Genomic DNA, 15,740 nt, shown 5'->3' with positions numbered 1-15,740 from the left:
ATCCTTATTCCTGATCTTTAATGAGCTTTATATTGGGATGTTCTGCAATAATTTCCATGATGACTTCAAAATAGGTTTGCCCTTCCCCTTTTTCCAGTGCCTCAATCTTTTCATTCACCCACTTGATATTAAATGTGGAGGGAGAATTTAATTTGTCCCGGTAATAAGATAAGGTGATTTCAGTACCCAGATCAACTCTATTTTTGGAAATATTTTGCCAGATTAACTTTATATTCTCTGTTCCTTTTATCGCTCCGAAACCTCCATAAAATAAATCGTTGAGCGCATCCAGGCTTGGACCGAGTTCCCAATCTTCCTCAGACATGAATACCTGGTTTATTTCCTTATAAAAAGAAGCGATATCGTGTATTTTGTTTCCATCAATGGTGATTGTCTTTTCCATAAATCTTGTCTTTATCCATCAAAAGGACAAATCTACACAATACCCCGAAAAAATAGGGCCATAATGAATAGATGAGCAAGATTTATTCATTATGGCCCTATTTTTTTAATTTTTTTGCAGGCTTCTTCGGAATGCAGTTGGGTACTTTTTTGCCGTCTTTTGTTTTCATGCCTACCTGTTCATAATTTTTCCAGCAGGGATCATTATCTTTCTTCTGTTCTGCCATAATATTAAGTTTAACATACTGATGGATCTTTTTAAAGAAGTCCCGCGATACAGGAATGCTGTACTTCGCAGGACTTCAATAATTAATTTTAATGCGTCTCCATTTAGTTCACGTCGTTTTGAACTTTTCTTGCTGTACTTCTTCCAGGCAAATAGATTTGCAGGCCAAAGGATAGGTTCAGGTTACTTTGAGAAGTTGCGCTACCAAATCCAACTAAATTGTTGTATTTAAGCAAGGTCTCCAAACCGATGTTTGGTGTGATGAAATAGGCGAAACCGGGACCGATACTTAGATTAAGTCCGTTTGTTTTTCCACCGCCATCACTTACGTTTACTCCACCAAATCCCGCTGTTGCTTCTGCAAAGATTCTTCCGTGACGTAATACTTCTACATCTTTTCCAGTATAATATCTACCTAAACCACCTACACCATAGCTGGTCGTGGTAGGAACATCCTTAGCGGTCTGAAGTCCGAAGTTCAGGTATCCACCGACAGCAATGTTATCCTGAATAAACCATGCTGCTTTTGGTGTAATATCCACGCTGAAAATTTTAGGATCATCAAAACCGAGGTTTAAGTTTGCGAAGTTACCTCCAACAAATACATTTCCTTTTTGAATCTGGGCATTCGCTTCCACACCGAATACCATCATGCCAAGTAGTGCAAAAAGTGTAATTTTTCTCATAGTTGTTATTTTAAATTATTAATTGTAGATTGATATAACTACAACATACAGTTCCAAATGTTTTAATAAATGGGACTTACACTTTCTGAAAAGAGGTATTTGTACTGTTTCACATTTTTATCCAGCCTGTTTGCCTGTTCTCATCTTCAATGAACTGATAATCTTCATAATCGCCCAGAACAGCAATATTCCTGCCTTGAGGCAGTATTAGCTTCACTGCTGCCAGGGTATCAGGCCGGTCATACACCTGTTGCTGCCTGGTGTTGATTTTTATTTTCCGTAAAGGTTTCGTTACGGTGGAAGCCTGTCTGGTCTGGATAAATCCAGTCAGCCCATCTGGAAGTTCAACGGTAAACCACATCCCACTTGCGGCATTTACCTTCATAATTGTTCCGCTTTTTAGTGTACTGAGCTCCGGGGAATTTACTGCTGGTGACTGACGTAAGATCGTCCTGCCCAGTGTTCGTGCCGTAGCATTGAGGTAGTCAAGTGAACCTGTAATTTTCAGGGGATTGTTAATGACAGGGTTTACATAGGGCAGTGGATCAATTGCTCCATTGGAAGTATAAATACCGAAATGTAAATGCGGGGCAGTAGTTTTCGCATTTCCGGTATTGCCCATCAATCCCAGGGTATCACCTGCTGAAACCTGCTGACCTTCTATGGCAATCTGTTCATCCAGATGTGCGTAGTAAAGGGTATAATCTTTATCTCTTGGACGTAACCAAACTACCCTTCCGCCCAGGTTGTTTTCATTGACCCGAACCACAGTCCCTTCAGCAGCGGCAATAACGGGCGTCCGGAAAGTGGCAAATATATCTATTCCTTCATGTTTTCTACTGTTAGCGTCCCTTCCGTCGCCAAAGAAACTTCCAATATTGGCTTTGGTCGATTTGACAGGAAAGCCCAGTGATGGACCGGATGTGATTTCAAGTGTGTATTGTCCGCTCCTCAGTAATTCCGGCTGCAATCGCAGCAGATAAGTCCCGGTTGTTTTCACCTCAAATTGTATGTTGTTGTCCAGCGTATCTGCAGATTGTAATAATTTTGGTACAGCAGTTCCTCCATCTTCCCAAAGGTCGGCATATATCATAAATTGGTCTGCAGGGGTTTTGCTTAGGCTGATCAGCAGTTTTTGGCCCTGGGTTGCTGTAAAGCGATAGGCGGTAGCAGGTATTTTTTCCGCTGCAAAGTAACCGGTTTCCCGAAAAGGAATAGTAATGCTCAATGCATTCCTGAGGCTCTGAGCTGATGCATTGATCCAGGAAATCCCCATTGCCGTTTTGTCGAGTCCCGCTGTGCTGAGCTTCCTTTTGTATACCTCATGTGGAGATGCCGGTTTGAATAAATTCACGGAGCCTGATTTACAGGAGAAAATGGATGAAATGATAAAGGTATACAGGAATAAATGCCGGAGGATTTTGGAAGGTATTTTCATCGGAAGTTAGAGATTTGTAGGATAACAATCTCAGGGCGATGATGTTTGTTTCAACGAGGATGATGTTCAGTACAGAAAATCAGTACTACCTGTAGCTAAGCGATAAGAAATCCTGTTTTGAAGCAGGGAAGTATGACTATTCTTTTGGAACAATCAGTAATTTAGGTTGAGATATGCCTCTTTCTTCATATGATACTTTATTCATTTGAAAGTGCATCAGGCTCATCATGTTCAGGTATTCTTCCAGCGGACCAAGTCCTTTTAACTTTCTCCGGGAATTAACGGATCCTGGATCGTTCAATGGCCGGGGAATTGCCTGGCAGCTATCGGTATTGTAGGTCACTTGCGTTCCATAGCTTTGTTTTCCACCTGTATTTAATTGTACACGGTCTGTTAAAAAAGCGAAGTCCTGAGGATTTGCATTGTTATTGTTTAACTCTTTCTCCATTAAAAGAAGTACTTGTTGCTGGAATTCCGGCCACTTATCGCAATGTTGAACAAGTAACCAGAAATTCCTCGAACCATCTTCTCCAACTTTATCATGTCCTGGAAAACCTTGCCGGTCAATTAATTTTTTAGCCCATTTGTAGTTAGACAAAAACACACTATCCTTATAATGTTGCCATGCCGGAGTTTCAAAGGTCATACCCTTTGGCGGTAAACCCGCTGCTTTCTGATCGGAAACTACCTTTGTTTTGAGGGTGTCTTTGAGAGGCTGATCAAACTGTGCATAAGTTTTTCCTGGACAAAATAGCGCTAACATGAACGAAAATGATATCATTAAGGTATTCATAATAGCTATTCTGCTTTCCGTGGACATCCTAAAAATCTTCATTACTATTCAATCATTTTGTATAAAGCATAGCGTAAATTACTTAATTAAAGGCAAATTACAATGTCTATAGGAAAAAATGTTAGGCAAGAATGAGCTATTACAGCTTAGCATAACCCGGGCAGAATTTTATGTTCGACGGCTGTGCAGATGAAGACCAGAAATAATTATTTAGAATTGATAGATCAGCAGGTCAATGCGGATAAAATTCAGGAAAGAAAGATGTTCTTGGAAAGGGGGATATATATTCAATTTCATGTACTCCTCAATAGATTTTTTAAGGAATACATGAAATAAAATATAAGGGTTAACCAGCTATTGATAAATGATGCACTTTCCAATAGCTGGTTAAGCTAAATTACAATTTTGTAGTATCAGCTACAGTAGTATCAGCAACAACAGCTGTATCAGTAACAGTCGTGTCAACAGTAGTTAAAGTTGTATCAGTAGCTGTTGAATCTGTATCAGCTGGTTTATCAGAACCACCACATGCTGCAACTGATAAAGAAATCGCTAGTGCTAAAAAGCCAAATTTGAATAAATTTTTCATAAAAAATAATGTTATATACGTGTTAAGTTTCGGTATTTAATACCCATAACAGGAAAAGGTAACCCAACATTTAAAATAAATTTCAAATTCACCGGAATAACCAGGGTATTTTTTGGTGGAGTGTGCAGTTTAAGTGTTCAGATTTACACTGATGGAAATTTCAAATATTTTTTTTAATCTATTGATTATTTACTCCATTTTCCACTTTATAATCAATGAATTTTAGTTTCAAATAACTGAAAATCTTTATTTTAAACAGTATGGTGCTGGTCGTACGGGAATAGGGTTTCAATGAATGTTCTTTATTTCCTGTCTTAATTATACCGGGCTAAAAAATTTGGTCCTTCCTGAGAAATAATTATAGAATATTTATTTTACTTCTCATGAATTGAGGTAGATTACATCTACGATGTAAATCTATTTCATACAAAATAAAGCAGATCAGCGGCTGTATTCTTCGAACATTATTCGGCCCGTCGTCCTTCACTACTCGGGCAACTTCCCTGTATACTCCCAGTATATTCCCACTTTATTCCCAGTTTTCTCCTGATTTCAGGGGGTAGTAACTGGGAGTCAGCTCGGATTAAACTGGCATGCTAGCCGAACACTTTCCGATCAGTTACCGAATAGAAACAGAGGTCATTCAGCATCCTTTAGTCGAATGTTTAATGATCAGCTTCGTTTGTATTCAAGTAATTCAAAGCGGTTGTGGAAAGGATCCCTAAAGAAAAACCGATCTCTACCCTGAATGTCAGAGGAAAGCTGAATATCAATGTTTTTACTTTCCAGATAGACTCTAGCCGCTGGCAGATCAATGACTTCAAAGGCCGCGTGCCTGCCTGATACCGCTCCAGCTTTTTCTTCTCTTAAATGGAGTTCAATATCTGCAATAGTAAACCATATGGCACCACTGGGATGATTTCCCGGAATTTCAATCAGCCCCAATGTATTGCCGTAAAATGCTCTGGCTTCCGCAGAAGAGCCCTCAGGTATGGTGATCATGATATGATCTGTTCGCTTAAATTGTATCATGCGGTAAAGATATACTTCCTGACAGGTATTGCCTGATCAATGTCGTGTTTCTGTTTATTTTGACATCCACTTGTTATACCCTATATCTAGTTCATTACAAATTTATAGGTGAAGGATATGATCCTTCAATAATTGTATTAGATTTGGAAAGGGGACTATAATTCATTTATACCCCTGCTTTGATCCCTTAATGATCATCCTTAAACCATTTAAAATATTTTAATGAATAGTGCTTCCGTCATCTCCAAACCACATTACATGATTCTGGACGGCTTGCGTGGTGTAGCAGCCATCATTGTCGTTATCTTTCACCTCTTTGAAGCACATGCCACCAGCCATTTAGACCTGATCATCAACCATGGATATCTGGCGGTAGATTTTTTCTTTATGTTATCTGGTTTTGTGATCAGCTATGCCTATGATGACCGCTGGCACAAATTAACAGTCAGGGATTTTTTTAAACGGAGACTGATACGCCTGCAACCTATGGTGGTGATGGGATCTATTATTGGTGCTTTGGGTTTTTATTTCCAGGATTCTGTACTGTGGCCAGGCATACATGAAGTGCCGGTATGGCAATTGATGCTGATCATGGTTATCGGATTTACGCTGATTCCAGTTACGCCAGGCATGGATATTCGTGGCTGGCAGGAAATGCATCCACTTAATGGACCTGGCTGGTCTTTATTTTTTGAATATATCGCCAACATGATGTACGCATTGTTTGTCAGGAAGTTTTCTAAGTTGGCATTAAGTATTTTAGTGGTCTTTTCAGGTCTTGCGCTGATCCATCTGGCAGTCAGCTCTCCGGCGGGAGATGTAATAGGTGGCTGGACTATTGATGGGCTGCAGTTGCGGATCGGTTTCACGCGACTGATGTATCCTTTTTTTGCAGGATTATTGCTCTGCCGCGTTATCAAAGTGAAGACAGTAAGAAATGCATTTTTCTGGAGCAGTTTACTTTTAATCGTAGTTTTTGCAATGCCAAGAATAGGTGGATCCGAACATCTATGGATGAATGGTTTATATGATTCCCTCAGTATTATTTTCATCTTCCCGGTTATTATCTATATTGGTGCCGGTGGAATATTGAAGGATAAACTGTCGGAAAAGCTGTGTAAATTCTTAGGTGATATCTCTTATCCGATTTATATTACACATTATCCGCTGATCTATATCTATACGGGTTGGGTCGCTACGCATAAAATATCCCTTGGGCAGGGTTGGCCATATGGCCTGGCTGCATTGATTGTTAGCGTGGGTATTGCTTACGCCTGTTTAAAATGGTATGACGAACCGCTGAGGAAATGGCTGAACAGACAAAGGGCATAGCTATCCTATTTAAAATGAGATAGGTTAGTCATTTGCAGGTGAACCTCAGGTTTTCCTGCTCTGGCAGATATGAAAAGGTTAACTGTTTACAGGCTTTTTATGTGTACTTCCAGTTTCTTATTTTCCCTTCACTGATCCATTCAAGAGCCGTTTCCAATCGCCTGTTTCTCGTCACTTCTGTTTTTGCCTCTTCCAGCCAGGTAATATATTCCTTTTTCTGAGAGAGACTGAATTTCTCAAAATTGGCCTTTGAAAGAGGACTTTCATTGAGTCTGTCCTGAAAATATGCAGGAGTTTCCATTGTTTCATGTTCATTTTTTACTTTTGGCCGCGGCGAGGCTTTTATGCCATTCACATTTAAGGATATAGCTTGCTGAATATATTGTATAAGGATTTCATCGTCAGGTAGATCGGACAGGTTCATGAGGCGTCCCAGACTTCCCGCTGTATCGGCCTGCTGGTTTAAGATCTGGTGCGGATCATCCATTAAGGCTGATTTCCAGAAACCAAAAGCACAATGCTGCTTAAATGCTGCCATTTGGCATACCGGTCCCTCATAATCAAAAAATGGTGAACTCCATTTCATGGTTTCCTTTAAATCTGCTGAGGCTTTGTGCACCAGATCACGAAGATGAATAAGAATAGGCTGTGAAAATTCTGCGCTCTTCGCGATGTATTGATCCACTCTTTTATCAAACTTTTCCATAATGCAATTTGATGAATTAAATAATCATATGCCCTTAAGATACGAGATAACCTGATCATCAGTCATGTAATTTCAGAAAAATTAACAGGATGTGGATTACGAGGAGTATTTTGCCTTATTGTTCCTGCCAATTGAATTTTGTTTTTGAGGAATTTACGTACATTGTAAACTAAAAAACAAGTTTACCCATGAAACTATTATGCGTCTATTGCTTACAAACAGCAATAAATAGGCACATGATCGCTTCATCACCTTTAAAAAGAAAATATTCACTGTTGAAAAAACGCTATAAATGGTTATTAGCCATTACGCTTCTTATAATTTTTCCCTATCTCGTATCGGGTGTAAATAGATTCATCAGCTTATTTTATAACATGAGTTATAAAAATTTAGGAGAGGATATTTCTTCTGCACATTTTAAACTGGAGAGAATAGACCTGCCTGGAAGACCCGGGTACCGGGAGGCTAAAAGTAGTGTGATCGATTCCCAACACACAGATACCCTGAAGTTACTGGCTAATGGAGAGGTAGATATGGAGCATCCGGATCCACCAAATTATTTAAATTATTCCGGACAGGTTTATCTGGATACCGTATCGTTTCATTTTAAAGTTGTGGCAGTAGAGGATAGTGTAACTGAAGGAGGGGATGTTCAGGATGGGAAAAGCCGCTTGCTGACCCTAAATTCAAAAGGCACAACCATTTCTAAAGTAGACTTCCCGGGACAGGAAAATCCTGAACTATTGAGTTCCTGCCTGCTTCTGGAAGATGTAATTTTACCTTTTCAGCCTTGGCTGGATGACAGTCAACCCATTTATATGAGCCATTTTTCAAGGGATAAATTTAACGGACACTGCCTGAATCCTTTTCGTGGATTTGGTAATCCGAATGGTGCAGGAAACTGTTATTACTGGGAGGGAAGGGGATATTACCGAATCATTATTGGCGGGGAAAAGTTGAAATTTAAAGTGCCGACTTCATGTAATGCGCTGATTTTCACTCAGGATTCTGACCTGGAACCTTTCGTCTTCAACTTTTCTGTGGTTCCGGAAAGGTTCCGCAAGAGGATAAATGCTTCCTTCCTAATCTACGGGAAACAACTGTACATGGCTTCAAAAAAGTAAGTCCCTATCTTTTTGAGGTACTCATCCATTTTTTGATCATGGCATCATTCATGAAACAGAAAAAGGTCATCCCGGAAAGGATGGTCATCCAGCAATAGATCAGCTTTACACCGCTGACATTGTTCGCCAGAAAATACAATACCAACGTAGGAATCACTGCGATACCAAAGGAAAGCATCAGCACCCACATCAGCGGGGCAATCAGGTGCTCAACAATAGCATGGAAATGTATTTTACGGAGAATGAAAGCAATAAAGGTCAATGCCAGCAATCCGAATATGATCCCTGTAAAACCGTAAATCAACACCAGATCGGGATGGGCATTGATCACCTTTTCGTAACCGAAGAAGTCGTTAAAGCTGAATGCCATGATATTCTTTTTCTTCTGGTGAAACATTGAAAAGTGCCCTTTGTTTGTACCCCAGCAGTCCCGCAAGTATCAGGTTGGGGAATTCTTCTATCCCAATGTTGTAAAGGTTAATGCTGTCATTGTAAAACTCACGGCGGTCTGCAATCTTATCTTCCATTTGGGAAACCCTGCGCTGCAGTTCTATAAAGTTATTGTTGGACAGTAAGTCGGGATAATTCTCTGATACCGCAAAAAGGGATTTTGTGGTTTTTGCCAGTTCAGCCGCATATTCTATTTTTTCATCCGCACTTGTAGCCTTCAGAAAAGACGTTCGCAACTGCGTAAGTTTCGTGAATATTGATTGCTCATGTTCCATGTATTTTGAGGTGATTTTTACCAGCTCAGGAATTTCTTCTGCCCTTTGCATAAGGATCACATCAATATTCATAAATGCTTTTTCTACATTGTTCTTCAGCATAACCAGTTTATTATACATACCGATAAAGAAACTGAAGGCAATAATAAGAAGGAGTATCCCTACAATCAGGGCGATGTTTTGTGCAGTCATAGGTTTAGGATATAATGATATAAATGATAATCAAGGTAATAAAAAACAAAGTGCTTAAAAAAGATTTCAACAATGGACCGAACTTATTCTTAATTGCTACTTCATGTGGAAAGGCAGCACCAAATACCTTCTGGTGCTCATCTTTGACAATCAGGGTTTCTCCATTCTTGCTGATGGCTTTACCGATGAGTAAGAGGTAATCGTCATTTTTCAGGTAGGTTTCCGAATACCGTTTATCTCCGCTGACAGCTTCCCTGTCTACCCGGTTGATATAGTACTCCAGTCCTTCACCATTTACATCTACCATACCTGTTTCGTCTTTTATTTTAAACAAGCCTGTCTTACTTTCGCTGTGAATGGTACTCCAGGTTGTTTCTCCATCATTGTTTTTTCCTCTTTGCTCGATCCGGATCGCATAACCGATGCAAGGGGTATTAAAATGAGGGGAGAGGATCGGAGATATTTCCACCAGGTCTCCGGTTACTTCTACAAGTCCCATAGCTACGGCATTCATTTTGGATGTCGGCAGGACGGCCTGTAATTTATAAAACTTTGATTTTGCAGTAGGCAGAAATATAGCATCCAGCAGGATCAATGCAGGAATGATCAATAACAGGAGGGATAGTCTCCCCTCGGAAAATAACCACCATCCAAAACCGATAAAGGCCAGCATTCCCAGGTTCAACCAGACGATTTTTCTTTTTTCCTGTGGTGCCGATGGATATTTTGCGTTGAAACGTTCCTGTCCTGCTTTTTGCTCCTTGCCAGATCTGATGGAGGAAATGATCATTCCGATGACAGCCAATAGAAATAGAGAGACAAAAAGAAGGGCTATGGCCATGAGGGCATAACCTGGTCGTACGAGATAGGCCAGTAGAACAAGGAGCGGGTCAAGAAGGAAGAACAAAAATTTTGGTCTGGCTTTCCATCCATATAAATGATTGAAAACGATGGTATGAAACAAGGCAATCCCCTCGCTGAATACTAGCAGAAAGATAAGCAGGGGTATTTCGAGTGGCTGGTTGTAGAAAAAGTTGATCAATTCATTCATAGGATGGCCGCTTGAATATTAATTTCTAAAGATAAGTTCCAGTTCGGGAGGGAATGCACGCCTTATTTTGGAGCGTTCTTCATCAGAGATAGGGTTATTTGATAATTTCACAGAAGCCAGGTGTTTTAACCCTGCAAGCTTCAGCGGTAAGGTATCCAGTTGGTTATTACTCAGATCCAGCGAAATCAAGTTGTTGAATTTAAGCAGATCTTCCGGCGCACGGGTAAGTCCCTTGGCCACTAAATTGAGCCTGATTACCTCATGCGGGGTAAGTAAAGCTTCCTGCAAGTCATCAAAGTCTGTTTTTCCTTCTTTATGTGCGGTTTTACCTTTGAATAACTGACCAACCACCACCAGGACCATCACCGAAAGGAAGAATATACACAAAAGCACTGCCCACAATGGCGCCTCATCTTTTTCGTGGGTAAAAAGCCTGAGGTAAACAAAATAACCCATTCCGCCTAGTAGGACTAAAAGCAGGATGGCCCCCAAGCCAAAAAACAAATAGAAAAAAAGAGATAAAAGTGTTTTATTTCTTTTTTCCTTAGGCCAGATTTTAAACAGGACAATCAATAAAATAATAATGGCAATAAAAAGGTATCCCGCATGGGTGATTTGGAGGAGGAGCGTGTTTTTAATCATTTACTTTTTATCTTCAAGGTTGCCGAATTAGAGGTTCAAAGAACATGCCATCTTGCAAACTAAGAAGATAATCATGGGGGAAATGGTTTAACTGCACTTCGGGAGAATTGCAGCAATGATCTCTGCAGCATTTGCGTACACCATAAAATGTCCGCCTCCATTGATAATAATATCAGGTTTTATAGTGTATCTCATCGGTAAAATATGATCTGCTGTACCATGAATATGTATGGTGTTTGAAGGTCTTTCCGTATTTCTCCAATTCAGGATACAGGTTAACGCCCATTTCATGAAGTATGGGTCACTGTCAATAATCAGCTGTTGGAGTAATTCACGTTCGTCTGTTGTTTTAGCACCTAAAAATTTAAGCCCTATGGCATTTCCCTTTTTAAACAGACTGATGGGTAACAGTTTTTCCAGGCCCAGGCTTCCCGCCATCCTAAAGTACCATGGTATTTCTTTGTAGGTAGGGGTACTGGAAATCACAAAAGCATGTACCGGATTTAATTTCCTGGCCATTTCTGTGACCAGCATACCTCCAAAAGATAATCCTATCAGGTAAAATGGAGTGCTGGTATCTATTCCTGATGCCAATCGTCCTGCGTATTCCGATAAGGTTTCATTGGGCAATGCAGGAATCCAGTCGAGGTAGATATGCCTGTATCCCTCCGGAAAAACGAGTTTGTTAAATGCTCTTCTGTCTGCACCCAAACCACTGATAAAATAAATCGTACTGGTAATTTCCATTTTCTCCTGAATCCCTGAAGGTCAATATTACAAACTATAGTATGATAAAATACAAACTTATAATTAAATTTCAGTTAAGCAGGTTTAGCGACCTGTTTCTGATGCCCACTTTGATCAGATACGGGTTTGCCATATGTTGTAAAAATTATATTTGTATATTTGCAAAAGAATTCAATAAACAGCTATGTGATAAAATAATTTCTTTCAGAAAACAATAGACAGCTAACCATTTTCATAGGTGGTCTGCTTATTTATTCATCCTTAAAGAGAGAAGTTATGCTTAATATTCAGCACCTTTCCTATATACATCCCAACAAAGAATTGCTTTTCGGGGATATCCACATGAATGTGAACCAGCAGGAGAAAATTGCCTTGATTGGCAATAATGGCTGCGGAAAATCTACCTTATTAAAAATTATTGCCGGGGAGTTGCCGGCAGCGTGCGGAAAAATAACTGCAAAAGTTTCCCCTTATTATGTTCCACAGCTATTGGGTCAGATCAATCAACTCAGCATTGCAGAGGCATTGCGTGTGGAAGGAAAAATCAATGCCCTTAAAGAAATACTCCATGGTAAAGTAACAGAAGAGAATTATCTTCTGCTCAACGACGACTGGACGATTGAGGAGCGTTGCCGGGAAGCCCTGGAATATTGGCAATTGCCAGATCTGGATCTTAACGCTACCATGGGTATGCTGAGTGGCGGTCAAAAAACAAAGGTTTTTCTTGCAGGAATTTCAATTCATCAGGCTGAACTAATTTTGCTGGATGAACCCAGCAATCAACTCGATTTACCTGGCCGGGAATTGTTATACCGGTTTATCCAGTCGACATCCAGTACATTGGTCGTGGTGAGTCACGACAGAAAGCTGTTGAATCTCATGGATACCACCTGTGAATTGAATCAACAGGGGATAAGCGTTTATGGGGGCAACTATGACTTTTATGACACACAGAAACAGATTGAAAATCAAACCTTAAAGGAGAGCATCCAAAACCGGGAAAAAGCGTTGCGAAAAGCAAAAGAAAAAGAGCGGGAAACTGCAGAGCGGCAGCAGAAACTGGATGCAAGGGGGAAAAAGAAACAGGAGAAATCTGGTGTATCGCGCATCATGATGAATACACTTCGCAACAGTGCAGAAAACAGCAGTTCAAAGATCCGGGAAGTTCATGAGGAAAAAATAGGAGGCATTGCTAAAGAGTTGAGTGAACTGAGGTCTGCTCAGCCTGGTTTGGACAAGATGAAGTTCGGATTTGATCGCTCTTCATTACACAAAGGTAAAATATTATTTACTGCTTCCGGTATGAACTACGGCTATCGGCAGGAACGTCTTTGGCCTGAAGATCTCAGCTTTCATATCCGAAGTGCTGAACGTATCGCTCTAAAGGGCAAGAATGGCTCAGGTAAAACTACGTTGATAAAAATCATCCTGGGGAATCTGGAACCTCATACAGGTTCGGTGTACCGGTCGGATAATTTATCGGTTTATATTGATCAGGAGTATTCCCTTATCAATGATCAGTTAAGTGTGTATGGGCAGGCACAAATCTATAATACCGGCGATCTGCAGGAACATGAAATCAAAATAAGGCTCAACCGGTTTTTATTCTCCAAAGAGGAATGGAATAAACCCTGCAGTATACTGAGTGGAGGAGAAAGGATGCGTCTATGTCTTGCTTGTCTGACGATCTGCAAGCAAGCCCCTGACATCATTATCCTGGATGAGCCCACGAATAATCTCGACATGCAGAACATTGACATCCTCGCGGCGGCGGTCATGGAATATCAGGGAACGTTGATTGTGGTATCCCATGATGTATATTTTCTGAACCATATTGGGATAGAGAAGACCCTGCAATTGTAGGGGCTTCTATAAATTCATCAATTTTATTTTTACTTTTTGTGCCTTAATTTGATATAAAATTACTATTTTAAGCTGTTGAGTTAAATAATGACTCTATTTTGTATATAATTTCAATATTCTTCTTCATTAGGCTAAAGATGCTTCGCCTTAAATTATATTCATTTTAGTCATGATGATCTTCAACAGCTTTCAGGAGATCATATCCTTTAAGTGATGTCACTAAATAATTAAGGTAAATGAGTACAAACTTTACAGAAGATTTAAACGGTTTTGAAAGAACAGTGCGGATGAAAATTATGCCCAATGTGGATAAGATCCTGTTGGGACTATTGGTTGTTATTATACTATGGAATTCGGTTTTCCAGATCAGTACAGAGGAAGTGGGCGTAATTACACGATTTGGAAAATATACCCGGCAATTGGAGCCGGGATTAAACCTGAAGCTGCCTTTTGCGGAAACAGTACACAAAGTACCGGCAGAAAGGCAGCAAAAATTGGAATTTGGCTTCAGGAGTGAAGAAAATGGGGGCAGATCTCAATATTCAAAAGATGGGGTGAGCAATGAATCCCTGATGTTAACTGGTGATTTAAACCTGGCCGATGTAGAATGGGTAGTCCAGTTCAGGATCAACAATGCCTATAACTATCTGTTCAAGGTGAGAGATCCGGAAACTACACTTCGTAATATTGCTGAAGCATCCACACGGCAGATTATTGGTGACAGAACGGTGAATGAGGTGTTGACCATTGGTCGTTCCGAAATTACAGTAAAACTTCAGGAACTGATCCAGGAAGTTTGTAATGACTATTCAATGGGAATAAAGATTGAACAGGTAGTGTTACAGGATGTAAATCCACCGGATCCTGTAAAAGCTGCTTTTAATGCCGTGAATGAGGCACAGCAGGAAAAGGAAACATTAATCAATCAGGCGAAATCAGAATACAATAAAGTGATTCCCAAAGCCAGTGGCCAGTCCAAAGCAACGATCCAAACTGCTGAAGGTTATGCGATAGAACGTGTAAATAATGCTCAGGGTGAAGTAGCGAGGTTTAATGACCTTTATCATCAATATACCAAGGCACCGGAAGTCACAAAGAAAAGGATCTATTTAGAAAAAATGTCTGAAATCCTGTCCAAAGCAGGAAATGTGCTGGTGAGCGACCAACATGGGGCAAATGTATTGCCCTTACTTCAGATGCAGTTAAATAAGGCGAATCAAAAACCAGGTACAAATGAGCAATAGAAATAAATTAATGATAGCGGCAGGAATATTTATATTCCTCAGTTTTACACTTTGTGTGTTTACCGTTAAAGAATATGAGCAAGTGGTGATCACCCAGTTTGGGAGACCGGTGGGCAAAGTAATTACCCAACCCGGAATGTATATGAAAATTCCTTTTATACAGACGGCGAATGTTTTTGAAAAACGGTATATGGAATGGAATGGCGACCCTAACCAGGTGCCTACCAAGGATAAAAAGTTTATTTTTGTAGATACCTATGCACGCTGGCAAATCACTGATCCGCTTCAGTTTTTCAAACGACTGACGAATGAACGTGGGGCACAGTCAAGACTGGACGATATTTTGGATGGAGAGACCAGGAATGTGGTGGCAAAGAATAATATAGAAGAACTGGTCAGAAGTACCAATAGAAAACCTGAACTGGATTCTATAGGCGAAGTGCTTGGCGATTCACTGACCGTAATCTCTGTGGGCAGAGATAAGATGCAGGAAATGATCATTGCTTCAGCCAACAAACAGGCCAAGGAACTTGGAATAAAGATTCTTGATTTCCGCTTTAAACGGGTGAATTATGTGAAGGAGGTGCAAACACAGGTGTATGAAAGGATGAAAAGTGAGCGCTACCGAATTGCTGATAAGTTCCGTTCAGAGGGACAGGGTGAGGCCTCACGTATCAACGGGGAGAAAGACCGTGAACTGAAAAATATCCAGTCTGCAGCTTTTAAAAGTGCAGAACAAATCAAGGGAAAGGCAGATGCGAATGCCGCATCTATTTATGCTGCTGCCTATAATCAATCTGCACAATCGAGGGAATTGTATGGCTTTTTAAAGTCTATGGAGACCCTTGAGCATACTTTCAGTGAGAAGACATCTGTTGTATTATCAACGAATAGTGATATTTACAGGTACCTGAAAAATCCTTAATAAGAGACCTGCTTTATACCTAA

General features: G+C 40.2%; 18 protein-coding genes. 5 read left to right on the top strand and 13 right to left on the bottom strand.

Annotation, left to right across the window (positions count from 1 at the left end):
• Window positions 1–4: 4 nt before the first annotated feature.
• The 7 genes from ACSBL2_RS14665 to ACSBL2_RS14635 all read right to left on the bottom strand — a co-directional run bounded on the left by ACSBL2_RS14665 (window position 5) and on the right by ACSBL2_RS14635 (window position 5,166).
• The gene (locus ACSBL2_RS14665; protein WP_442587282.1) at window positions 5–403 is read right to left on the bottom strand and encodes a barstar family protein; all 399 of its coding nucleotides are present in this window, start codon (window positions 401–403) and stop codon (window positions 5–7) included.
• Window positions 404–500: 97 nt separating this feature from the next.
• Complete coding sequence (locus ACSBL2_RS14660) at window positions 501–629, bottom strand: hypothetical protein (protein WP_442587281.1); 129 nt, start codon at window positions 627–629, stop codon at window positions 501–503.
• Between the two features lie 103 nt (window positions 630–732).
• Window positions 733–1,314 (bottom strand): hypothetical protein, encoded by a 582-nt coding sequence (locus tag ACSBL2_RS14655; protein WP_442587280.1) that lies wholly within the window; start codon window positions 1,312–1,314, stop codon window positions 733–735.
• Window positions 1,315–1,423: 109 nt separating this feature from the next.
• The gene (locus ACSBL2_RS14650) at window positions 1,424–2,752 is read right to left on the bottom strand and encodes a peptidoglycan DD-metalloendopeptidase family protein (RefSeq protein ID WP_442587279.1); all 1,329 of its coding nucleotides are present in this window, start codon (window positions 2,750–2,752) and stop codon (window positions 1,424–1,426) included.
• A 136-nt stretch (window positions 2,753–2,888) separates the two neighbouring features.
• Window positions 2,889–3,515: a DUF6624 domain-containing protein gene (locus ACSBL2_RS14645; RefSeq protein ID WP_442587278.1), complete on the bottom strand. Its 627-nt coding sequence runs from the start codon at window positions 3,513–3,515 to the stop codon at window positions 2,889–2,891.
• A gap of 427 nt (window positions 3,516–3,942) precedes the next feature.
• On the bottom strand, window positions 3,943–4,134 hold the full coding sequence (locus ACSBL2_RS14640; RefSeq protein WP_442587277.1) for a hypothetical protein: 192 nt from the start codon (window positions 4,132–4,134) through the stop codon (window positions 3,943–3,945).
• 672 nt (window positions 4,135–4,806) lie between these two features.
• Window positions 4,807–5,166 (bottom strand): VOC family protein, encoded by a 360-nt coding sequence (locus ACSBL2_RS14635; protein ID WP_442587276.1) that lies wholly within the window; start codon window positions 5,164–5,166, stop codon window positions 4,807–4,809.
• Window positions 5,167–5,388: 222 nt separating this feature from the next.
• Here ACSBL2_RS14635 and ACSBL2_RS14630 point away from each other — a divergent pair, with 222 nt between their 5' ends.
• Window positions 5,389–6,498: an acyltransferase family protein gene (locus ACSBL2_RS14630; protein ID WP_442587275.1), complete on the top strand. Its 1,110-nt coding sequence runs from the start codon at window positions 5,389–5,391 to the stop codon at window positions 6,496–6,498.
• Between the two features lie 97 nt (window positions 6,499–6,595).
• Here ACSBL2_RS14630 and ACSBL2_RS14625 read toward each other — a convergent pair whose 3' ends face one another.
• Window positions 6,596–7,204, bottom strand: coding sequence for a YdeI/OmpD-associated family protein (locus ACSBL2_RS14625; RefSeq protein ID WP_442587274.1), 609 nt, complete (start codon window positions 7,202–7,204; stop codon window positions 6,596–6,598).
• 374 nt (window positions 7,205–7,578) lie between these two features.
• Here ACSBL2_RS14625 and ACSBL2_RS14620 point away from each other — a divergent pair, with 374 nt between their 5' ends.
• A complete protein-coding gene (locus ACSBL2_RS14620; RefSeq protein ID WP_442587273.1) occupies window positions 7,579–8,328 on the top strand; it encodes a hypothetical protein in 750 nt (249 codons plus the stop codon).
• A gap of 4 nt (window positions 8,329–8,332) precedes the next feature.
• Here the strand turns inward: ACSBL2_RS14620 and ACSBL2_RS14615 are convergent, their stop codons facing one another.
• The 5 genes from ACSBL2_RS14615 to ACSBL2_RS14595 form a co-directional block, all read right to left on the bottom strand.
• The gene (locus ACSBL2_RS14615) at window positions 8,333–8,698 is read right to left on the bottom strand and encodes a hypothetical protein (protein ID WP_442587272.1); all 366 of its coding nucleotides are present in this window, start codon (window positions 8,696–8,698) and stop codon (window positions 8,333–8,335) included.
• The gene (locus tag ACSBL2_RS14610; protein ID WP_442587271.1) at window positions 8,682–9,245 is read right to left on the bottom strand and encodes a LemA family protein; all 564 of its coding nucleotides are present in this window, start codon (window positions 9,243–9,245) and stop codon (window positions 8,682–8,684) included. The genes ACSBL2_RS14615 and ACSBL2_RS14610 overlap by 17 nt, the downstream gene beginning before the upstream one ends.
• A 4-nt stretch (window positions 9,246–9,249) precedes the next feature.
• Window positions 9,250–10,296: a hypothetical protein gene (locus ACSBL2_RS14605; RefSeq protein ID WP_442587270.1), complete on the bottom strand. Its 1,047-nt coding sequence runs from the start codon at window positions 10,294–10,296 to the stop codon at window positions 9,250–9,252.
• Window positions 10,297–10,314: 18 nt separating this feature from the next.
• Window positions 10,315–10,938 carry a hypothetical protein gene (locus ACSBL2_RS14600; RefSeq protein WP_442587269.1) on the bottom strand — a complete coding sequence of 208 codons (624 nt, stop codon included), beginning with the start codon at window positions 10,936–10,938 and terminating at the stop codon, window positions 10,315–10,317.
• An 87-nt stretch (window positions 10,939–11,025) separates the two neighbouring features.
• Window positions 11,026–11,685 carry an alpha/beta hydrolase gene (locus tag ACSBL2_RS14595; protein ID WP_442587268.1) on the bottom strand — a complete coding sequence of 220 codons (660 nt, stop codon included), beginning with the start codon at window positions 11,683–11,685 and terminating at the stop codon, window positions 11,026–11,028.
• 276 nt (window positions 11,686–11,961) lie between these two features.
• Here ACSBL2_RS14595 and ACSBL2_RS14590 point away from each other — a divergent pair, with 276 nt between their 5' ends.
• From ACSBL2_RS14590 to hflC, 3 genes are all read left to right on the top strand, one after another.
• A complete protein-coding gene (locus ACSBL2_RS14590) occupies window positions 11,962–13,548 on the top strand; it encodes an ABC-F family ATP-binding cassette domain-containing protein (RefSeq protein ID WP_442587267.1) in 1,587 nt (528 codons plus the stop codon).
• A 236-nt stretch (window positions 13,549–13,784) separates the two neighbouring features.
• Window positions 13,785–14,792 carry an FtsH protease activity modulator HflK gene (gene hflK / locus ACSBL2_RS14585; protein WP_442587266.1) on the top strand — a complete coding sequence of 336 codons (1,008 nt, stop codon included), beginning with the start codon at window positions 13,785–13,787 and terminating at the stop codon, window positions 14,790–14,792.
• Entirely contained in the window at window positions 14,782–15,717 is a 936-nt protein-coding gene (hflC, locus tag ACSBL2_RS14580) for a protease modulator HflC (protein ID WP_442587265.1), read from the top strand. Before hflK ends, hflC begins: the two co-directional genes overlap by 11 nt.
• Window positions 15,718–15,740: the final 23 nt, after the last annotated feature.

This window comes from Pedobacter sp. AW31-3R (genome assembly GCF_052180285.1).
Taxonomy (GTDB): Bacteria; Bacteroidota; Bacteroidia; order Sphingobacteriales; family Sphingobacteriaceae; genus Pedobacter.
This window is presented reverse-complemented; position numbering and strand designations above follow the sequence as displayed.